The organism is Oceanobacillus oncorhynchi (genome assembly GCF_000821065.1).
Classification (GTDB): domain Bacteria; phylum Bacillota; class Bacilli; order Bacillales; family Amphibacillaceae; genus Oceanobacillus; species Oceanobacillus oncorhynchi.
Window position 1 is genome coordinate 1,899,511 of the sequence record NZ_CDGG01000001.1, and the last position, 21,438, is coordinate 1,920,948.

The window sequence follows — 21,438 nt, forward strand, 5'->3', positions numbered from 1 at the left end:
TGTCAAGTAGACAGTGAAAAAACAAAAAATCTATGCGACAGCCTGGTGCCGGAATTCTAACGGTGCAAGGCTGTTTAATTTTGCTTGATATCGTTCTTCATTATAAAACGTTATATATTCGTCAATATCTTCCTTTAGCTCCTCAAACGACTTATACTGCTTTAGGTTGTAACATTCACATTTAAAGTGACCGAAAAAGCTCTCAATCGGAGCATTGTCAATACAGTTACCGACACGAGACATACTGCGCGTCATGCCAGCTTCTGTAGTAATATAACGATACTCCTTTGATGTATACTGCGAACCTCGATCACTATGAATCAATGGAGTTGTGTCAGGATTTGCTTGTATAGCCGCTTTGATGGTATCCATAACTAGAGGGTTGTCATTATAGCGTCCAACCTGGTAAGCAATGATTGAGCCGTCATAAAGGTCCTTAATGGCACTTAAATAAGCTTTACTGCCAAAACCATAATGCATGTGCGTAATATCCGTTACCCACTTCTCATTCGGCTTCTCTGCGGTAAATTCTCGGTTTAAAATATTTTCTTCAATATTTTCGTGACTTGTCTTCGTTGAATAACCATTCGACCGGCGAATATGCGATTTTAGGCCCATTTGATCCATTAAGCGTCGAATTCTTTTCTCGTTATACTGCTTCTTATATTTGCGGTTGATCACCATGGTTATTCGACGATAACCAAAGTTACCGTGATACTTTTTAAATTCTTCTTTCACTACTTTCATGAGCCATTCATTTTCTTTTTCGGATTCTGTTGGGTCATAGTTCAACCATTTATAGTATCCGGAGCGTGATACAACTAAGATTTCACAGAGTAATAGAATCGGAGTGTCTGTCTCCTGTTGGTAATCATGAATTGCTTGGAATTTAGCTAAATGTGTTCCTAGTCGCGCGGTCCCATCCCCCTTTCGATTTCCTTCAACTTTTTTAATAAGCCATTCTCCGCCTCTAAATACTGATTACGGTGTTCCAGCTCTTTAATACGAAGCTGTAATTCTTCCTCTTCTGTAAGTGTAGGCTTTGACTCCAGGGACTTTCCACGACGATCCTGAAGACCTTGTTCCCCATCTTTTTCATACTTGCGTACCCAGCTATATACTTGTTGATAAGAAACGTTATACTTTTCAGCTGCCTTATGATAGTCGCGGTCGTTGGCAATCGTATATTGTACAATTTCGATACGCTCTTGAAGATTGGTTTTACGCCCTTTAGTCACGGTTCCTCTTCCTTTACTAGTAGATTTTATCTCTTTCCCACTAGTATACTGATTTATCCATTGACGTAAAACCGAATGAGATGAAATATTGAACTTTTCACAAGTCGTTCTCAAACTGCCTTCTCCATTTAAATAAAATTCAACAGCTTCCCTTTTCAGCTCGCTGGAATATCCCTTCCATGTCCTCAAATCCTTTAAACCATAGCCCCCATTTTCTTTGTACTTGCGAACCCATACGTTAATCGTCGTTCGGTCGACAGCGTATTCTTTAGCAATCCTGCTTACAGACACGCTCCCCTCCATCACACGTAATACTGCCTCTATCCTTTCATTTAAAGTATGTTTACTTCTCCTTTTAGACATAGAAAATGCCCCCAATACAGTAGTAGAGAATTTTTATTATTTCTCTGTCCACTGTATTGGGAGCATATCAATCATGTCTGTGGACTTTTGCTTTTCATCTGTTATCGCTGTTCAGCCATCCGGAACCGCCAAAGCAGAGGTTTTTTATAAGAACCTGGTTGTTTAAAGGCTCACTTTATTTCTATATTGGGGTTTTGTTTTAATAAATGATGTATTAATGTCTGCTTATCTTTGGGAGAAATGGCAATAACCTTAAATGAATCGTAATTAATTTCAAGTTTGTCCATAGATAGAGCTGGAGCAGTAAATGGATCTTTCGTTTGCCGAATGCTGCGGATATCATCTATTTTTACTTTTTTCTTAAAAGGTCCGCAAGTTATTTTTAGTGTTTTTTCTTCAACCGTGTAATTGGTTTTGAACCAAATCCATAATAAAAGAATGCCAGTAAAGCCCAAGATGATTACTTTTATCCATTGCTTATCTAAAAATGCAGGAGTCATCCAAACACCGAAGTTTGGGAAGAAAACAGGCGGTATAATAAGAAGCAGAGCCGCTCCCCAGATAACAATTCTCATCCACCAATCTTTTTTTGACGGAAATACCATATAAGGTTCCCCCTTCCTACTACATCTACGTTTGTCAGGATGGTAAGTTTCATTTTTATTTTTTGTGCTATAAGAAAGGATAGTGCAAAGTTTCCTCCCTGTTTTAGTAAAGCGGTCCCATGTGAAGGGTACATTGAAAGCATTCGCGTTTTCCGTTTTCTAAAAAAACTAGATATGGAATTCACCCCAATTGGACGAGGGGATGTTTAGAATCGTTAACGGAAAAATAATGCCCCCATATAATCAACTCCCGCGTACAATCATTCTAAAATAAATATATGGCAAAGAACCCTATAAAACAGAATAGAGTGGTTGTTTTTTTACCGTATCTGTTTTATAGGGGCCAGTTTATGAAGCATGATTTATCTGCATTTTTTTTTATTTAAACTTTTTTATTGCCACGGAATTAATTTACCTTCCAGCCATTTAAGAACTTTATTAAAGGTCAATCCTAGTAATGATAAAATCAAAACGCCGACCATCAGTTTTGATATAATCATCAGGTTTCCATAGTGGAGAACCATGGATCCAAGCCCCTCCTGAGCAGCAATCATTTCAGCAGATACAAGTAAAAGCAGGGAAGTCCCGGCAGCAAGCTTGAGTCCTGCAAAAATCATCGGCAATGCACCGGGAAGGATCACCTTGCGAATAACATTGAAACGGCTGGAACCGAATGTGACAGCAGCTTTAACCAAGAGCGGGTCAACATTCTTTACCCCGGAAAAGGTATTGATAACAACTGGGAAAAAGACCCCAAGCGCAATAATGGTTACCTTGGATAGCTCGCCAATTCCAAGCCACAGGATAAATAATGGCAGTAAGGCAATTTTGGGAATCGGGTAAATGGAATAGACAATTGGCGTTCCGATAGCATCAGCAGTTCGAAAGAAACCAAGAATTAACCCAACTAAAATACCGAAAACGGAACCAAGCGCATACCCCATTAGAATCCGGTATAAACTGGCGCTCAAGTTACTTATAATTTCCCCGTTAGTGAGCATTTCCCACCCAGTTGTTATAATCACTGACGGGGCAGGAAGAAAGAGCGGGGAAACAAATCCCAGCTGCGCAATCAGCTCCCACAATAGGAGCAATCCAAGGATACCTACAAAAGGAGTGTAGAAAGGAACTTGTTTATCGAGATAAGCAACACGGTTTTTAATGACTTTTCGATTTGTTTTTTGAGATGTTTGTTCTATTGATTTTTCCATAACGAATCACTCCTTCAAGGCTTTCTGGGCATCGTGCCGGATGAGCTCCCAAATCTCTTCGGAATAGCGGTTAAATTGCTGTATATGCTCTTCGCTATTTCGTTTTGTCTTTGGCAGATCAATATGAATAATTTGTTTTATTTGCCCGGGATGCCGGGATAAAACAATAACACGGTCGGCAAGATAGACAGCCTCCTGGATGTTATGCGTTACATAAAGCGTGCTTAGACGGGTGCGATTCCAAATGGTAAGTAATTCTTCCTGCATTAATGTCCTTGTCTGAGCATCGAGCGCAGAAAATGGTTCATCCATCAGGAGTAAATCCGGTTCTACAGCAAGAGCCCGGGCGATTCCTGCCCGCTGTTTCATCCCACCGGACAGCTGTTTAGGATAGGCATCTCTAAAGTCAGCTAAGCCGACCATATCAAGGTAGTGATTACCGATTTCCTTCTGCTCTTTTTTGCTTGCACCCCGTTCTTCCAGTCCATAGACAACATTCTGAAAAACGGTTCGCCAAGGAAATAGGGCGTTTTCCTGGAACACGATGCCAAGTGTTGGGTCCTGTTCGATTCCATCAAAGTATACATCACCGGAAGTAGGCGACAATAAGCCGCCTACAATATTCAAAAGCGTCGATTTTCCACAGCCGCTTGGTCCGACCAGTACGACGAATTCCTCTTCATTGATGGAGAAATTGATATCGTTCAATGCGGTCACTTCATTTTTTTTGGCATCGATAAATTTTTTTATAACATTTTCAATGACGATTTTCATACGGTCACTACTCCAATTCGTTTAAAGCTTGTTCAAGGAACTCGGTATTTACGATATCTTCGGCATTGACATTCGCATCTATTAAGTTTTCCTTTGCGTACCAGTCGATTTGTGTTTGGATATCTTCTGAGAGCAGTACGCCGTCCCGATCCATATAAGGCAGCCCGCTTTCAATCAATTGCGGCTCTTGATCTGTATATTCTGCAATAATATTAATGACTTCCTCATAATTTTCCCCTGGAACGATTTCCCCGTCTTCTTTGACAAGAACAGCCTCATAATAATATTGGGTTGCTTTTGCATAAGCTTTCATGAAATTAACTGCCGTTTCCTCATCCTCTGCAAAGGCATTGGAGAAAAAGATTCCGGATGTCTGATAGTCAAAAGCATCGCCAATTTGTTCAATCACTTTCCCGTAGCCTTCTTCCAGCACAAGCGAAATATTCGGTTCATTTAAAAGGACAGCATCTACTTGTTCACTTTCCAATGTTTCCATTAATCCAGGAATGCTGTTTAATGGAACAAGTTCCACATCATCTGTTGTCAGACCGTGTTCCTCAAGCAATCTCCCGGCCATGTAGTGGTAAGTCGACCCGGTTTGAGTAATTCCAATTTGTTTCCCTTTCAGTTCCTCAACAGATTCGATATCTGAATCATTATGTACTAATAATGCAGTGGAGGAATAGCCTTCCTGTTCTCTTCCTTTATCAGCTACGATTAATAATTCCTCTCCGCCCGCAACCATATTGTATAGGCTTGCAGTAATTCCCGTTGCACCGACGTCAATATCCCCGCCGGTTACGGCGACAGCAATTGGCTGTGCCGCATCGAACCAATTTACTTGAAGATCGATTCCTTCTTCTTCAAATAATCCGTGCTCTATTCCAATAAATAGTGGTGCTGAGCTCGTCAGTTTTAGCATTCCGAGTTCAACAGTAGTTAATCCTTCTGAGTCCGATTGCTGTGCATCATCCGAATTTGTACCAGATGCATTATCTCCACAGGCAGCAAGCAAAACTAGCAATGCTAAGAGTGCCATCCATAACAGACTTTTTTTCTTTCTCATTAATATTTCCCCCTTCATAATTAAGTACCAGCACTTGTCCGAATTTTTGAAAAACCGTATGTATGCTTGATATATAGATAATAGAATAGCACAAATAAGTGCTTAATTCTATACGAATTTTTGGAAAATTACAGAAGGAAGATGCCTCTATTTATCGCCATGTAATAAAAATCAGCAAATCACGTAAGGAGCACGTCCATACGGGCAAGCTCTTTTTTCTATATCTTAAATGGAGGGAGGAATTCTATATGGCGAAGATTTACTTGGATCCTGGACATGGAGGAAGTGATACAGGAGCTGTAGGGCAAGGACTCCAAGAAAAAAATGTCACGCTGGCGATTGCTTTGAAAATACGAAATATCTTGAACAATCGTTATCAGGGGCATCAAATTCGGATGAGCCGTACGTCGGATCGAACCGTTTCATTGACTGCACGGACCAATGATGCGAACCAGTGGGGCGCAGATTATTTTGTTTCCATTCATATCAATGCCGGGGGAGGTTCTGGGTACGAAGACTTTATTCACTCCAGTCTTTCTAATCAAGGAGTAACCGGAAGATATCGGCAAATCATGCATGAAGAAGTCATGAAGCAGGTGAACTTTCAAAATCGAGGAAGAAAACAAGCGAATTTTCATGTACTGCGCGAGTCGGCAATGTCAGCTGTTTTAACAGAAAATGGATTCATCGATCATGCGGCAGATGCAGCAAAATTGAAATCGGATGCATTTTTGGAGCAAATTGCTTTAGGACATGCAAGAGGAATCGCGAGGATATTTCAATTATCCTCTAAAAGCAGCTCAGGGTCTTCCGGTAATTCCGGCGGCTCCAGTAATAACCAGGGAGGCGCTTCATCAGGTGCAGGCAAAACGAATTCCATTGTAGATTATTTGAAATCCGTTGGAACAGATTCCAGCTTTGCCAATCGTGCCAGGCTGGCTGGCTCTTATGGTATTCAAAATTATACGGGAACAGCTGCACAGAATACACGGCTATTAAATGCCATCCGATCTGGAGGGAATTCTGGTAATACTTCTACCGGTTCCTCAGCCAAACGTGTTCATTTGCCAGCATCTGCATCCACCTGGCGAACGTATCCGTTAAATGTTACTCCTGTAAAGAAAAACAGTGATTGGAGCCTTACACCGTCAGCTTTTGGAGGCTTGACTTATACGATTTTAGCAGAGCCGTATCCAAATGTCGTGACGATTCAAACAGGCCGGGGAAGACGTAATATTTATATTGGACCAGATACGAGCGCACGCAGATTATAAAATAAAACTTCATTCAGCAGAGAATCAACGTCTCTGCTGAATGAAGTTTTATTCTTCCTGATCTATAAAGTATTTTGAAACAGGTTCTAAATTGTCATCTAATTCATAAACAAGTGGAACTCCGGTAGGGATGGAAACATTTACAATATCCTCATCGCTGATATCTTCAAGGTATTTCATTAAACCTCTTAAACTGTTCCCGTGTGCAGCGATAATAACACTTTTCCCTGCTCTTACAGATGGTTTTATTACTTCCTCCCAGTAAGGGATAACGCGTTTGATGGTAGTTTCCAGACTTTCACCGAGAGGGATTTCATCTTCGGGTATTTCTTTATATTTTTGCTCATGTCCAGGATAACGTTCATCTTCTTTTTCTAAAAGCGGAGGAGCTGTATCAAAGCTGCGGCGCCAGATATGCACCTGCTCGGCTCCGTATTTCTCTGCCACTTCCTGCTTGTTTAATCCTTGTAAAGCGCCGTAATGCCTTTCGTTCAGCTTCCAGGATTTATGGACGGGGACCCACAGGCTGTCTGTTTCCTCTAAAACATAATTCAGTGTTTTAATGGCTCTTTTTAAATAGGATGTATAGGCCACATCAAAGTGGAATCCATGCTGCTTCAATGCTTGACCTGCATGCTTCGCATCTGCAGCTCCATGATCTGTTAAATCCACATCTGTCCATCCAGTGAAAAGATTGGCCAAATTCCATTCACTTTGTCCATGTCTGATCAGTACAAGCTTCATATATAATCCCTCACTATCCTTTTACATATAACATACCACTGTTTGGAAGGATTTACACATTATGCGAAGGAATAACTTCTAAAAAATTTCTGAAAAAAAAAGGAAAAATTTGCAGAAAGAAGAGAATACGATAAGCTAGTAAATAAAAGAGAGATGGAGGTAGCAGGTAATGGTAAAAGTTAATCCAATTGAACAGCTGCTGGATCAATTTGATACATTAATTTTAGACGGTGCATTGGCAACAGAATTAGAAAAGCTGGATTGTGATTTAGAGGATCCCTTGTGGTCAGCTCGTGTTTTGCTGGACGAGCCTGAAAAAATCAGAAAGGTTCATTATGCTTATTTTGAGGCGGGGGCAGATATTGCAATCACAGCAAGCTATCAGGCAAGTATAGATGGTTTTAAAAAGCGCGGAATAAGTGAAGCGGATGCGAGAGCACTTATGAAAAAAACAGTAGAATTAGCACAACAGGCGCGGGAAGATTACTGGATGGAAAAAAAAGAAGCATTCCGTCCCTACCCATTGATAGCCGGTTCTGTCGGGCCATACGGTGCTTATCTTGCAGATGGGTCAGAGTACATCGGGAACTACGGCGTAAGTGATTCGTTTTTATATGAGTTTCACAAGCCGCGTATAGAAGCTTTGGTGGAAGCGGGAGCGGATTTATTAGCGGTGGAAACCATCCCATCACTTCAGGAAGCTCGAGTTATCTGTGATGTACTGAAAGAATTTCCTGATATTTCTGCATGGATGACGTTTTCGTTGAGAGATGCGGTTCATATAAGTGAAGGAACGTCTCTGAAAGAATGTGCAGAAGTTTTAAACGCATGCAGCCAGATTGCAGCTGTAGGGGTAAACTGTGTGACCACGGAATTTGTCAGTGATGCCGTTCAAGCATTGCATGCCAGTACACAAAAACCTATTATCATCTATCCGAATTCTGGCGAACATTATAATCCGGAAACGAAAACATGGAATGGAGATAACGATGTACATATGGATGCCGCGGCTGCTGATTGGGCTAAAAAAGGAGCGAAAATTATCGGCGGCTGCTGCCGGACAGGACCAGAGGATATTAGAGGTATCCATAAGATATTGAGGGGAAATCAGTAGAAATCAGACTTCTTTTCATCATAAAAGCAACGGACAAAAATAATGGCTTTCCAAACAAGGAGAGCCATTATTTTTTATCCAATCCCCCCTTGACAATTTCAGTAATAAAATGTATAGTTACCTAGGTTAATAGTTACTCTTGTTAATTATGTGTGGAGGTTAGCAAATGGAAGGATTATTTCGGCATTATATACGTACACACCGGTTGTTAATGAAACATTTGAATGACCTTTTAGAAAAATATCAGCTTTCTTATTCCCTGTGGCAGGTTATTGTTTATTTAAAGGATAGCGGTACTTCAACGCTCGTTGATATTTCCAATTATTATCAAGTAGAAAAACCGGGTATTACCAGGCGGGTTCGTCGCCTGCAGGAATCTGGCCTGATTAAGGAAGTACCAAGTACCAACCGCAGAGAAAAAATTATTGAGCTGACCTCGGAAGGAAAGCGTGTCTATCAAGTATGCAGAGAAGAGATTACGGCATTAGAGCATAGCATTTCCGAAGGGTTGACAGAAGAAGAGAAGCAAATTGCTTTTCAATTTTTAATGAAAATCCAAGATAATATTTTAAGTAAAGAAGGGTTTCGTAGTGAGTAGTGAATCGAAGTTATGGACAAAAGATTTTATTATTGTGTCCGCAGTTAATTTTTTATTAACACTTGTTTTTTATCTGCTTGTCGTTGTGATGGGAGTATACGCAGCAGAAGAATTTAATGCAACTGCAAGTCAATCCGGACTAGTAGTCGGGATTTTTATTGTCGGTGCACTGATTGGACGCCTGTTTATTGGTCGTTATATTGAAAAATTTGGTCAGAAAAAAACACTGTTTATCGGGGTTATTATATTTATTGTAGCTACATCTTTATATTTCTTTAATTTTGGTATCGGCTTTTTACTCTTTAACCGATTTATTCATGGGATTGGACTTGGTTTTGGAAGTACGGCAACGGGTACGATTGTAGCGCAGATCATTCCGGCAGCACGCAAGGGAGAGGGAATCGGCTATTATAGTATGAGTGCGACCTTATCTACTGCATTAGGACCGTTTGTCGGTCTGTATATGAGTCAGCATACCAGCATGCAAGGAATTTTTGGGCTCTGTTTAGCAATTGGTGTTATCAGTTTCTTTACAGTCTTTTTTGTGAAAATCCCGGTTATTGAGGAAACAAAAGCGGAAAAAGAGATAGAAAAAGAGGAAGAAAAGCATTTTATTGCTCAATTTGTAGAGCCTAGAGCTGTGCCGATTGCAATTATCACATTGATTTTAGCTCTTTGCTACTCCAGTGTGCTGTCTTTCCTTAATTCCTATGCGATAGAACTGGATTTGGTAAGCGCAGCAAGTGTATTCTTCCTTGTTTATTCCATTGCTGTATTACTTTCCCGTCCTTTTACTGGCCGTTTAATTGATTTAAAAGGGTCAAATATTGTAATGTATCCTGCATTTGTCCTGTTTACGATTGGTATGATTGTTTTAGGGTTTGCACATAGCAGCTTTACACTATTATTAGCGGGTGTATTGATTGGCCTTGGTTTTGGTAATATGCAATCCTGTACACAGGCGATTGCAGTCAAACTGACGCCCCCGCATCGGATGGGGCTGGCAACATCTACTTTCTTCATCTTTTTAGATGGAGGATTAGGCTTTGGACCATATATCCTCGGATTTATTGCGCCAGCCATTGGGTTTAGCACGCTTTATATCGTGTTAGGCCTGGTTGTACTTGTAACAGCAGGGCTGTATACCATTTTACATGGCAAAAAAGCCGCTTCTGCTCAAAAGCAAGCATTAGCATATAAATAAAAAGAACCTTCATTCCAAAAAGAGACTCTTTTTGGAATGAAGGTTTTTTACATTAATATCTCAACTTTCACACATTAAAAAGTAACTTCATTTCCATAGAAACAGGAGTTAATCATTCCTTTGATAACACCCTTGACAAAGATATAGAAGGCGAAGTGTAAAGCGCCGCTGCGGCGGAAAGCGGAGTGGTTGTCCGGAGCGGAGCTATGCACCATCACCAATTTCAAAATGGCCGGATAGTTCACCAAAATGCAAGCACGGTAATGGAGAACATGTTCACCCTGGAATAGCAAGATATATATGCTTATTCTTAGGTGCGAAAGTTGAGTTAATATCTAGTATTTTTGAGACGGCTGCTAAAAACCATAATGACATCGAATTTGTCAACGATAGATTTTGGCGAAAAATGTTTTAAGTGTACTGTGAAAATTTGTAGAAAATATACGATAAAAGTCGGTTGCTGTTATGTAAGATAATAAAAGTAAATTGATTCCAATGGATTATGATAATAATATGAACTTTACTCCTTTTTCTTAAATTCAATGTATAATTATGTAAGGATCTATAGTATAATGAACTCAAGTAACCTTCTTACTGCTATATAAAAATGAATAGATTCTAGTTATATGATAAGTTGGTTTTCAAAATCAGATTTTAGAAAATTTAGTTATTTCATCTAGAACGTAAATAAAAGTGAAAGTAACAGCAGCAGACAATAGAATAGACTATATTTTAAGAGACATTTATTATATAAACGTAAATAAAAACATCGCAGTCATGTGTTATCAATTTATAACATAGAACCATTCCATATATATGCAATATATAATGATGGGTTACAGCGATGTTTTTTTATATCAATTTTATTTGTCTGCGCAGGAATATAGAGTTACTGTTACTTGGCAGTAAGATCATAGATTTTAATGTAGAAGGGGGCATGTTTATGTCATATCAAGATACCTATGAACAATGGAAGAATGAAGAGACTCTGGATAGAGAACTAAAAACAGAATTAGAGAGTCTTTTAAACAATGAAACAGAATTGGAAGATGCTTTCTCACACCCTTTAGAATTTGGAACTGCGGGTATGCGCGGAATATTGGGCCCGGGCATCAATCGGATGAACATTTATACGGTGAGACAAGCTACAGAAGGTCTGGCCCGATTTATGGAAAGTCAGTCAGAAGAGGATAAAAAAAGGGGAGTGGCGATTGCCTATGATTCCAGACATAAGTCCCCTGAGTTTGCGTTAGAAGCGGCAAGAACACTCGCAAACCACGGGATTCCGTCCTATGTATTCGAATCATTGCGTCCGACACCGGAGCTCTCCTTTGCGGTGAGACACTTAAATACGTTTACCGGCATTATGATCACGGCATCCCATAATCCTGCAAATTATAATGGCTACAAAATTTATGGAGAGAGCGGTGGACAAATGCCGCCGAAAGATGCGGATGCTTTAACATCATATGTCCGTTCTGTAGAAAATCCGCTGCAAATAGATGTATTATCCGAAGAAGAAGCGAAAGAAAAAGGGCTTCTGACAATTATCGGAAAAGAAGTGGATGATGCCTATTTACAGGAAGTAGATACAGTAACGATTAATAGAGAGCTGGTAGCGAAAGAAGGAGAAGATTTAAAGCTTGTTTTTACACCGCTGCATGGCGCCGGAAAAATGCTTGGTGAAAAAGCGTTGGAGCAAGCAGGATTTACAGGATTTTCTTTCGTCCCTGAGCAAAGTATTGCTGATCCGGATTTTACGACTGTCAAATCTCCTAACCCGGAGGAACACTCTGCATTTGAATATGCGATTTCCCTGGGGGAAAAAGACGGTGCTGATTTGCTGGTGGCAACAGACCCGGATGCGGACCGCTTAGGTGTTGCTGTGAAGCTGCCGGACGAAACCTATAGAGTTCTCAGCGGTAATCAAATTGGAGCCTTGATGCTGGATTATATTTTAAAAGCGCGAAAAGATGATGGTACACTGGCAGACAATGCAGTGGCATTGAAATCAATTGTTTCCAGCGAGCTTTCCACTGCTATTGCTGAAAATTATCAAACTAAAATGGTTAATGTACTGACAGGCTTTAAATTTATCGCTGAAAAAATTCAGGCATATCAAGAGGACGGCTCGCAGACATTTCTGTTTGGTTTTGAAGAAAGCTATGGTTATCTGGTAAAACCCTTTGTCAGAGATAAAGATGCCATTCAGGCGCTGGTGTTGATTGCCGAAGTAGCTGCTTTCTACAAGCAAAAGGGCGAAAACCTTTACGACGCATTACAAACGATTTTTGAGGAATATGGCTATTATCAGGAAAAAACAATTTCTATTACCATGAGCGGTTTAGAAGGTTCGGCGAAAATAGCTTCCTTAATGAGACAGCTTCGTGAAGAATCTCCGATAACTTTTGGAGGGATAAAGGTTGTCAGCACAGAGGATTATAAATTACAGGAAAAAGTACATGCAGATGGTTCCGTAACTGCGTTGAACACGCCGCCCTCAGACGTATTGAAATATTTCTTGGAAGACGAAAGCTGGATAGCTGCACGCCCTTCCGGAACAGAGCCTAAAATTAAGTTTTATATCGGTGTTAAAGCTGGGAGTGAAGAAGCGGCTGAAGAAAAAATCAAAGCCTTTTCAGCAGCTATTTCGGAAATAACCAATGTAACCAGCTGAAAATCACTTCAGGGACAAGCTTCAAGAGGATGTTCAAAAATCATCAGCTCCTTTCGATGAGGGGAGTAATCGAAAGCATCGGCAGCTTTTTGAACACGCACTTCAATAGGTGGTGAATGAAGAAATGCAAACGAATGAGTATTTGGAATTGGAAACAGAAGATGCAATAAAAAGATTTCACTCGGGTGAGAACTTTTATAGTCAGCATGTTTTCGGATATCACCAGGAAGACCAGGACGGGGAGACAGGATTTGTCTTCCGTGTCTGGGCTCCGAATGCACAGCAGATATGGTTGGTAGGAACGTTTAATGACTGGGACGAATCCTTGCCAATGGAAAAAAATGAAGTATATGGCTATTGGGAAGTGTTCACCGGCAAGCCTTCCGAGAATGATTTGTATAAATACAAGGTGCGTCAGGCAGACGGCAGAGTAGTTTATAAAATTGATCCATTTGCCATTGCATTTGAGAAGCGTCCGGATAATGCAGCTGTGATTCATCATGTTCCGGAGAAAAAATGGAAGGATGGTTTATGGTACGGGAGAAAGAAGCGTTCTAATTTCTTTCAGCGTCCCATAAATATCTATGAGGTACATGCCAGTTCCTGGAAGCATCATGAGGACGGGACGCCTTACTCCTTTGCGGATTTAAAGGAAGAATTAATTCCATATGTCAAGAAAATGGGATATACCCATATTGAATTTATGCCGTTAATGGAGCATCCTCTCGGGGCGTCTTGGGGATATCAATTGATAGGTTATTTTGCTTTAAGCTCTTATTACGGCAAGCCGGAAGAATTTCAAGATTTTGTGGAAGCATGTCATAAGGAAAATATAGGAGTATTTGTGGACTGGGTCCCCGGTCACTGCTGTATTAATGATGATGCTCTTCCGAAATATGACGGCACACCTCAATTTGAATATGAGAATCCGGATCGGGCAGCAAATATTCGCTGGGGCTCTGTTAATTTCGATTTAGGTAAACCAGAGGTACAATCATTTCTAATCTCCAGTGCTCTATTCTGGTTAGAAATGTACCATATTGATGGAATACGTGTCGATGCGGTTTCCAGTATGCTTTATTTAGATTATGACGATGGGCCTTGGGAACCGAACCATGAAGGCGGGAATCGTAACTATGAAGGATACTACTTCCTGCAAAAGCTGAATGCAGTTGTCAAGCTGGCTCATCCGGAAGTGATTATGATTGCGGAGGAGAGTTCATCTGACACACAGATTACTGGATTAATTGAATCAGGCGCATTGGGCTTTGATTATAAATGGAACATGGGCTGGATGAATGATGTGCTGGACTTTTATAAAATGGATCCAGCTTTTCGGAAGGACCATTTTAACTTAATCACCTTCTCCTTTATGTATATGATGCAGGAAAACTATATCCTTCCGCTTTCTCATGATGAAGTTGTACATGGAAAAAGGAGTTTAATGCATAAGATGTGGGGAGACAGGTATAAACAATTTTCGCAATTGCGTAATTTATATACGTATATGATTGCTCATCCTGGAAAAAAGCTTTTATTCATGGGAAGTGAATGGGGACAATTCTTAGAGTGGAAGTACGATGAAGGATTGGAATGGCGTGATTTAGATGATCCAATGAACAACAGCATGCAGCATTTTACTACTAGTTTAAATGCTTTGTATAAAGAACAGCCGGCATTATGGGAACTGGAGGAAAGCTATGACACGATTTCAATTATCGATGCCGACAATCGAAATGATTCGGTTCTTAGTTTTATCCGGAAAAGTAAGAAGAAAAAGGATTTTCTGATTATTATTTTAAATATGACCCCTGTAGAGCGTCAGGATTTTCCGATTGGTGTTCCATACCAAGGGAGCTACAAGGAAATTTGGAATACAGAAATGCAAGAATTCGGCGGGACGTGGAAAGAGCATAATCCTGACCAATTAACGGAGGAAGTTCCTTTTAAGGAATATCCTTATCGTATTAAAACGGTTGTACCGGCATTGGGAGCGTTGATCTTACAGCCTGATAAAATAAAAATACCAAGAAAACGTCCATCTGCTAAGTAATTTTTCATCATGGGAAATATCATTTTTATTGGAATTTTTTGTATCCTCTAAAAATATATTATAGAAACACACCAGGTTTTACTTTTTAACGTAAATTTTTGAAGAAGTAATCGAAAGGGGGACAGGTGAAAGGCTGCTTTCACCGAATATATGAAAAATGAGATGCTAGCAATGATTCTTGCAGGAGGTAAGGGATCGCGATTAGGAAAACTGACAAAAAATATCGCTAAACCAGCTGTTCCTTTTGGAGGAAGATATCGTATTATTGATTTCACATTAAGTAATTGTGCCAACTCTGGGATTAAAAATGTGGGTGTAGTCACCCAATATCAGCCACTCGCTTTAAATAACCACGTAGACAATGGGACAAGCTGGGGGCTGGATGGAATTAATTCCGGCGTCACGATTCTTCAGCCTTATGCTGGTTCAGAAGGCGGTAAATGGTTTGAAGGAACTGCACATGCGATTTACCAGAATATTGCTTATATCGATGAGATGAACCCCGAATATTTACTTGTATTATCAGGAGACCATATTTATAAGATGGATTATGAAGAGATGCTTGAGACACACAAAGCAAATGAAGCTTCTTTAACAGTTGCCGTGCTGGAAGTCCCTGAAAAAGAAGCATCTCGTTTCGGAATTATGAATACAGACGAAAATGACCGGATTATAGAATTTGAAGAAAAACCGGAAAATCCTAAAAGTAACCTGGCCTCGATGGGAATTTACATTTTTGACTGGAGCCGGTTACGGGAGGTGCTGTTAAGCAGCTATTCCAAAGATGACCATATGCTGGATTTTGGCAAGCACGTTATACCCTCTTATTTAGAAGGCGGGGAGAATGTATTTGTCTACCGATTTGCTGGATATTGGAAGGATGTTGGAACCATTGATTCGCTCTGGGAAGCAAACATGGAATTTATTAATCCTGAAATGAATCTGGATATCCGGGATAAATCATGGCGTGTCTATTCCAGAAATACAATTTCACCGCCAAACTTTTTAACAGATACCGCTTCGGTGACAGACTCTCTAATCGTTGATGGATGCTATGTAGCTGGGCAGATTGAAAATAGTATTCTATCGAATGATGTGCAGGTAAAAGAAGGCTCGAAAATAACGGATAGTTTTATTATGCCGGGAGCAAGTATCGGCAGGGACGTAACCATCCATCGGGCAATTATTGGAGAAGGCGCGGTCGTGGGTGACAATACAGTAATTGACGGAACGGAAGAGGTCGGCGTAGTAGGCTATTCTGAAGTGATTGGAGTGACGATGGATGAGGGCTAATAAAATTTGTGCGGTTTTAGGGAATATTCAACGCTATAATGCTTTACTTCCATTAACAAATGAGAGACCACTGGCAACCTTGCCGTTTGCTTGTAAATACAGACTGATTGATTTTCCGCTTTCCAGCATTGTCAATGCGAATATAAATACGGTTTATATGATTTTTAATGAAGGAGAAACACAATCTGTATTTGATCATATCGGCGGAGGGAAAGAATGGAATTTAGACGGCGTGCATAATCGTTTCTTTATCCACCTCTATCAAGACTTTTTGAAATTAAAAGCACATAACCAAAGCTATTATCGTCCGCTGATCGACTATCTTGAAAAATCAAAATCAGAGTATACGGTTTATATGAGCAGTAAAATGATTTGTAATATCGACTTGCGAGCTGTTTTAAAAATTCACCAGCAGCAAAACAATGAAATGACGGTAGTTTATAAAAAGGTAGAATCTGAAAAAATATGCCAGACAGATGCTGTATTATCTCTGACAGATAATGGCCAAATTACCGAAGTGCGCCCATATATGGAGCATTTGCAGACATCCGAGCAGGAGAATCTCTGCATGGATATTTATATCGTCCAGACAGATTGGCTGATTCGGGAATTAAAAGAAGGACAGCAGGAAGGAACTCCCGCGGATATCCAAGATTTTCTGCGTAAAAAAATCCATACCGTAAAAAGCTCTACCTACGAGCATACGGGTTATTTAAGTAATATTTTTGATATCAATTCATACTATAATGCATCACTTGATATGCTGAACCAGCAAAAATTCAGTTCGCTTCTCTATTCTAATCAAAAAATATATACAAAATTAAAAAATGAAGTTCCAACCTATTACTCAGAGTCTTCTGAGGTGAATAACAGCCAATTTGCAACAGGATGTATCATTGAAGGAAAAGTAGAAGGATCCTCTATTTCTCGTGGAACAGTGATAGATAAAGGGACAGAAATCATCGATTCAATCATTATGCCAAGTGCAAAAATATGTGCCGGAGCCAGGGTGCAAAACGCTATCTTGGATAAGGAAGTTGTTGTGGATCCAGGGGTACAAATAATAGGGACAAGAGAAAATCCGGTAGTCATTGAAAAATATCAGCACGTAACCAATGATATCCTTGCGAATGGGGTAGCAGTTGGCGATATAGAGAGATAGGAGGAAAAATATGAAATTATTATTTGCTAGTGCAGAGTGTGCACCGTTTTTCAAAACAGGCGGACTCGGAGACGTTATTGGTGCACTCCCGAAAGAATTAGCAAAAAAAGATGTGGAAGTGGCAGTTGTACTGCCGCTTCACAAAAAAATGCCGGCTGCATATAGAGAGAACTTAGAGAATGTGACGTCCTTCTCGATAGACGTCGGCTGGAGAAGTCAATTTTGTGGAATCGAACGTTTAAAAATGGATCATGTCACCTATTATTTTATCGATAATCTCTACTATTTTGACCGCGATGATTTATATGGTTTTTATGATGATGGGGAACGCTTTGCTTTCTTTCAGATGGCTCTGATTGAAATGATGGAGGCAGTTGATTATATTCCGGATATCCTTCATGTACATGATTTTCATACAGCAATGGTACCATTTCTCTTAAAAGAAAAATATCATTGGATTGAAGCATATCAAAACATTCGAACCGTGCTGACCATTCATAATATTGAGTTTCAAGGTCGGTATCACCCGGAAGTGCTGTCTGATTTATTCGGAGTCGGCGACAGAAAATATCATGATGGTACCATTCGCTTCAAAGATGACATTAATTTTCTGAAGTCGGGTATTGTATATGCAGACAGAGTAAATACGGTCAGCCATTCTTATGCAAGAGAAATCCAGACTGCTGAATTTGGCAATGGCTTAGAAGGCATTCTCAGACAGGAGCAGGGAAAGCTGTCAGGTATTGTGAACGGGATAGACTATGAGATAAATAATCCGGAAACAGATCTGGCGCTCAAGTCTACCTATTCTTCCGCTGACTTATCAGGCAAAAAAGAGTGTAAGCAAGAATTACAGGAACGAATGGGACTTCCTGTGAAGAAGGATGTTCCGGTCATTGCGGTGGTCAGCCGTCTGACACATCAGAAGGGTTTTCATCTTGTTTTGGAAGAGCTGGAGAATCTATTACAATATGATGTCCAGTTTGTTCTGTTAGGGACCGGAGATCCAGCCTTAGAGCATCCATTCCAGCTGATTTCTGAATGGTATCCAAATAAGTGCGCAGTGAACATTACATTCGATGTAACACTGGCTCAAAAGATTTATGCCGGCGCGGATATCTTCCTGATGCCTTCAAAATTCGAGCCATGTGGATTATCACAGCTGATTTCCATGCGGTATGGCACGTTGCCGGTGGTTCATGAAATAGGCGGATTGAAAGATACGGTAGAACCATATAATCCGATTGAAAAAACAGGGACAGGGTTTGGCTTCTCCTTATTTACACCATACTACATGATGGAAGCATTGAAAAAAGCAATCCATGTCTATCAGGAAGAGAAGGATGTATGGGACAGCCTGATTCAGTCTGCAATGGTACAGGACTTCAGCTGGGAGACGTCCAGTGAGCAGTACTATTTGCTTTATAAAGAAATTTTATAGGAAGCGGTGTGTGTTCAAAGAGCTCAAGAAATAATGCATGTTATTGAGTTTTTTGAACACCTTCTTATAGGCCCAAAACATAAACGCATCGGTTTAAGTGAGATGAGCAGCTTCTTCCCCAAAATGTAGTGTGTAATTACATTTTCAGGGAAGAAGAACTTTAAGCTAAACTTAGATAATGCAGAGAAGGAGCTTAATACATGGCTTTAGATAAGGAAATTTTCAAAGAAGAATTGAAACAGAGACTGAGAGAGAATTATGCAATGGAATTGGAGGACGCAAGCGAGCAAGAGATTTTCTATACATTAGGAGCGCTGGTAAAAGCACGTTATTCGGATGCATGGAGAGATACATGGAAGTATTATGTGGATAAAAATAAAAAACAGGTTTATTATTTTTCCATTGAATTTTTACCTGGCAGAATGCTGAAAAGTAATTTATTGAATCTGGGAATATTGGACACTGCAAGAGAGGCTTTAACGGATCTTGGTATTCATTTAGATGATCTGGCAGAAGTGGAAAAGGATATGGCATTAGGAAACGGTGGCCTTGGACGATTGGCTTCCTGTTTTATGGATTCGATCGCATCTGGCGGATTTCCAGGTAACGGAAATGGCATCCGGTATGACTATGGGCTTTTTAAACAACGCTTCGTAGATGGATACCAGGTAGAGCTTCCGGATGAGTGGCTGCAGAGCGGGAATATCTGGGAAGTTCGCAGAGAAAGTAAAGCGGTAGATGTCCGTGTCGGCGGGCATGTTTATTTAGCAGAGACAAACGATGGGAAATTAAAGCCGGTGTATGAGAATGAAAGAGTTCTCCGGGCCGTTCCTTACGATACCGGGATGGTAGGCTATGAAAATAATGTTGTCAACACACTACGGCTCTGGGCAGTAGAGATTCCTGATTCGGAAGAGGATAAATACCAAAGTATTCAGGGACGCAGAGAATTGGAGGATTTAACAGCTGTTCTTTATCCGGATGATTCCAATGAGCAGGGACGCTTAATCCGTTTAACACAGGAATATTTCTTTGTGTCAGCAGGCATCCAAAGTATTATCCGTCATTATAAAAAGTGGTTTCAAAAACCGATTTCCAAGCTCAGCGAATATGTTTCTATCCATATCAATGATACACATCCTGCTTTATGCGTGCCGGAGATGATGCGGATTTTGATTGATGAAGAAGAATTGTCCTGGGAACAGGCCTGGGATATTACTGTAAAAGTAATGAGTTATACGAACCATACCATTATGGCGGAAGCATTAGAGAAATGGTCCATTGATTTAATGCAGCGCACATTGCCGCGGATGTATCAAATTATGGAAGAAATCGATGCACGTTATGTGCAGACGATGCAGGAGCTGCACCCGCATGATTTAGTAGAACGTACGCGGATTATCCGTAACGGGCAGGTACATATGGCGCACTTATCTATTATTGGCAGCCATAGTACAAATGGTGTGGCCAAATTGCATTCTGATTTGCTCAAATCAGTTGTTCTGCATGATTTCTATATTATTTATCCCGACCGGTTTAATAATAAGACGAATGGAATTGCACAGCGCAGATGGTCACAAATTGTGAATGAACCGATGTCAAACGTGTTAGATGAAACGATTGGAAAGACATGGAGACAGGATTCTGGCGATTTGAAATTACTGAGGAACTATCAATCGGATCAGGCCGTTTTAGAGAAACTGGCAGAAGCAAAGAAAATAAATAAACAAAAATTAGCTGATTATATTTTGGGAACAACAGATATTGAGGTTTCCGCAGATGCCATTTTTGATGTGCAGATTAAAAGACTGCATGCCTATAAACGTCAGCTGTTAAATCTATTGCATATTATTAAGCTGTATCAGGATTTAAAAGAAAATCCAAGCTTAGAAATGCAAAAGCGTGTGTTTATTTTCGGGGCAAAGGCAGCGCCAAGCTATCATTATGCCAAAGTAATTATTAAATGTATTAATGAAACAGCGAATCTAATTAATAATGACCCGGATATCAAAGACCGGATTAAAATTGTTTTCCTGCCAAATTACAATGTCAGCCTAGCAGAGAAAATTATCCCCGCAGCAGACGTCAGTGAGCAGATTTCCCTTGCATCAAAGGAAGCTTCGGGTACGAGTAATATGAAGCTGATGCTGAATGGTGCGATTACACTTGCGACGCTGGATGGCGCTAATGTTGAAATCAGAGATGCAGTCGGCGATGATAATATTTATATCTTCGGTCTCACCGAGAAAGAGGTTTATGAATATTATGAGAATCAGGAGTACTCCGCCCAAAGGCTATATGATGAAAATGCCGTTATCCGCCGTGTATTAAATGCATTTATTGATGGTACGATTCCAAACATTGTTTATGAAGGACGTGAAATTTTTGATTCCCTCATAAAATATAATGATGAGTACTTCCTGCTGCGCGACTTTGATTCTTATGTAGAAGCGCAGGAAGAAATTGATAAAGCTTATGGAGATCAAACCTTCTGGCAGAAAATGAGCCTCATCAATATTGCGAATGCCGGCAGATTCTCCTCTGATGAGACGGTCAGCCGTTATGCAGAGGATATTTGGAAAATCGAGTCAAAAGATTCATTTGTTACTGAGAAAGGATAG

Annotated in this window: 15 protein-coding genes and 1 pseudogene; 10 read left to right on the forward strand and 6 right to left on the reverse strand. The window is 40.2% G+C overall.

What is annotated here, in order from left to right:
- Positions 1-30: 30 nt before the first annotated feature.
- The 5 genes from BN997_RS22525 to BN997_RS09080 form a co-directional block, all read right to left on the reverse strand.
- Positions 31-1,601, reverse strand: a protein-coding gene (locus BN997_RS22525; RefSeq protein WP_139088971.1) for an IS3 family transposase whose coding sequence is annotated in 2 segments (ribosomal slippage) — positions 31-938 and positions 938-1,601 — 1,572 coding nt in all. Because the reading frame shifts where the segments join, the coding sequence is not laid out codon by codon here.
- A gap of 170 nt (positions 1,602-1,771) precedes the next feature.
- Positions 1,772-2,176, reverse strand: a complete 405-nt coding sequence (locus BN997_RS09065; RefSeq protein WP_244882358.1) for a PH domain-containing protein — start codon at positions 2,174-2,176, stop codon at positions 1,772-1,774.
- Between the two features lie 422 nt (positions 2,177-2,598).
- Positions 2,599-3,417, reverse strand: coding sequence for an ABC transporter permease (locus BN997_RS09070; protein ID WP_042531566.1), 819 nt, complete (start codon positions 3,415-3,417; stop codon positions 2,599-2,601).
- 6 nt (positions 3,418-3,423) lie between these two features.
- Complete coding sequence (locus BN997_RS09075; RefSeq protein ID WP_042531568.1) at positions 3,424-4,191, reverse strand: ABC transporter ATP-binding protein; 768 nt, start codon at positions 4,189-4,191, stop codon at positions 3,424-3,426.
- Between the two features lie 7 nt (positions 4,192-4,198).
- Positions 4,199-5,257, reverse strand: a complete 1,059-nt coding sequence (locus BN997_RS09080) for an ABC transporter substrate-binding protein (RefSeq protein ID WP_042531570.1) — start codon at positions 5,255-5,257, stop codon at positions 4,199-4,201.
- Positions 5,258-5,505: 248 nt separating this feature from the next.
- On the opposite strand from BN997_RS09080, the pseudogene BN997_RS23485 reads away from it, so the two are divergent.
- Positions 5,506-6,060, forward strand: a pseudogene (locus BN997_RS23485) (N-acetylmuramoyl-L-alanine amidase family protein); the annotation flags it as partial.
- Between the two features lie 519 nt (positions 6,061-6,579).
- Here BN997_RS23485 and gpmA read toward each other — a convergent pair.
- Positions 6,580-7,275 (reverse strand): 2,3-diphosphoglycerate-dependent phosphoglycerate mutase, encoded by a 696-nt coding sequence (gene gpmA / locus BN997_RS09095; RefSeq protein ID WP_042531572.1) that lies wholly within the window; start codon positions 7,273-7,275, stop codon positions 6,580-6,582.
- A gap of 169 nt (positions 7,276-7,444) precedes the next feature.
- On the opposite strand from gpmA, the gene mmuM reads away from it, so the two are divergent.
- From mmuM to BN997_RS09140, 9 genes are all read left to right on the forward strand, one after another.
- Positions 7,445-8,389, forward strand: a complete 945-nt coding sequence (gene mmuM / locus BN997_RS09100) for a homocysteine S-methyltransferase (protein ID WP_042531574.1) — start codon at positions 7,445-7,447, stop codon at positions 8,387-8,389.
- A 166-nt stretch (positions 8,390-8,555) separates the two neighbouring features.
- Complete coding sequence (locus BN997_RS09105) at positions 8,556-8,987, forward strand: MarR family winged helix-turn-helix transcriptional regulator (RefSeq protein ID WP_042531576.1); 432 nt, start codon at positions 8,556-8,558, stop codon at positions 8,985-8,987.
- Complete coding sequence (locus BN997_RS09110) at positions 8,980-10,191, forward strand: MFS transporter (protein WP_042531578.1); 1,212 nt, start codon at positions 8,980-8,982, stop codon at positions 10,189-10,191. The genes BN997_RS09105 and BN997_RS09110 overlap by 8 nt, the downstream gene beginning before the upstream one ends.
- Positions 10,192-11,134: 943 nt before the next feature.
- Positions 11,135-12,868 carry a phospho-sugar mutase gene (locus BN997_RS09115; RefSeq protein ID WP_042531580.1) on the forward strand — a complete coding sequence of 578 codons (1,734 nt, stop codon included), beginning with the start codon at positions 11,135-11,137 and terminating at the stop codon, positions 12,866-12,868.
- Between the two features lie 124 nt (positions 12,869-12,992).
- The gene (gene glgB / locus BN997_RS09120) at positions 12,993-14,921 is read left to right on the forward strand and encodes a 1,4-alpha-glucan branching protein GlgB (protein ID WP_042531582.1); all 1,929 of its coding nucleotides are present in this window, start codon (positions 12,993-12,995) and stop codon (positions 14,919-14,921) included.
- Between the two features lie 150 nt (positions 14,922-15,071).
- Positions 15,072-16,214, forward strand: coding sequence for a glucose-1-phosphate adenylyltransferase (locus BN997_RS09125; protein ID WP_042531584.1), 1,143 nt, complete (start codon positions 15,072-15,074; stop codon positions 16,212-16,214).
- Complete coding sequence (gene glgD / locus BN997_RS09130) at positions 16,204-17,376, forward strand: glucose-1-phosphate adenylyltransferase subunit GlgD (RefSeq protein ID WP_042531586.1); 1,173 nt, start codon at positions 16,204-16,206, stop codon at positions 17,374-17,376. Before BN997_RS09125 ends, glgD begins: the two co-directional genes overlap by 11 nt.
- A gap of 10 nt (positions 17,377-17,386) precedes the next feature.
- Positions 17,387-18,817, forward strand: a complete 1,431-nt coding sequence (glgA, locus tag BN997_RS09135) for a glycogen synthase GlgA (protein ID WP_042531589.1) — start codon at positions 17,387-17,389, stop codon at positions 18,815-18,817.
- Between the two features lie 200 nt (positions 18,818-19,017).
- Entirely contained in the window at positions 19,018-21,438 is a 2,421-nt protein-coding gene (locus tag BN997_RS09140; RefSeq protein ID WP_042531591.1) for a glycogen/starch/alpha-glucan phosphorylase, read from the forward strand.

What these genes read in the sequence shown, in the direction of transcription:
- BN997_RS09125 (WP_042531584.1), top strand. Translation starts at nt 15,072, where the DNA reads ATGAAAAATGAGATGCTAGCAATGATTCTTGCAGGAGGTAAGGGATCG.
- BN997_RS09115 (WP_042531580.1), top strand. Translation starts at nt 11,135, where the DNA reads ATGTCATATCAAGATACCTATGAACAATGGAAGAATGAAGAGACTCTG.
- glgA (WP_042531589.1), top strand. Translation starts at nt 17,387, where the DNA reads ATGAAATTATTATTTGCTAGTGCAGAGTGTGCACCGTTTTTCAAAACA.
- BN997_RS09075 (WP_042531568.1), bottom strand. Translation starts at nt 4,191, where the DNA reads ATGAAAATCGTCATTGAAAATGTTATAAAAAAATTTATCGATGCCAAA.
- BN997_RS09080 (WP_042531570.1), bottom strand. Translation starts at nt 5,257, where the DNA reads ATGAGAAAGAAAAAAAGTCTGTTATGGATGGCACTCTTAGCATTGCTA.
- glgB (WP_042531582.1), top strand. Translation starts at nt 12,993, where the DNA reads ATGCAAACGAATGAGTATTTGGAATTGGAAACAGAAGATGCAATAAAA.
- BN997_RS09105 (WP_042531576.1), top strand. Translation starts at nt 8,556, where the DNA reads ATGGAAGGATTATTTCGGCATTATATACGTACACACCGGTTGTTAATG.
- BN997_RS09065 (WP_244882358.1), bottom strand. Translation starts at nt 2,176, where the DNA reads ATGAGAATTGTTATCTGGGGAGCGGCTCTGCTTCTTATTATACCGCCT.
- glgD (WP_042531586.1), top strand. Translation starts at nt 16,204, where the DNA reads ATGAGGGCTAATAAAATTTGTGCGGTTTTAGGGAATATTCAACGCTAT.
- BN997_RS09140 (WP_042531591.1), top strand. Translation starts at nt 19,018, where the DNA reads ATGGCTTTAGATAAGGAAATTTTCAAAGAAGAATTGAAACAGAGACTG.
- gpmA (WP_042531572.1), bottom strand. Translation starts at nt 7,275, where the DNA reads ATGAAGCTTGTACTGATCAGACATGGACAAAGTGAATGGAATTTGGCC.
- mmuM (WP_042531574.1), top strand. Translation starts at nt 7,445, where the DNA reads ATGGTAAAAGTTAATCCAATTGAACAGCTGCTGGATCAATTTGATACA.
- BN997_RS09070 (WP_042531566.1), bottom strand. Translation starts at nt 3,417, where the DNA reads ATGGAAAAATCAATAGAACAAACATCTCAAAAAACAAATCGAAAAGTC.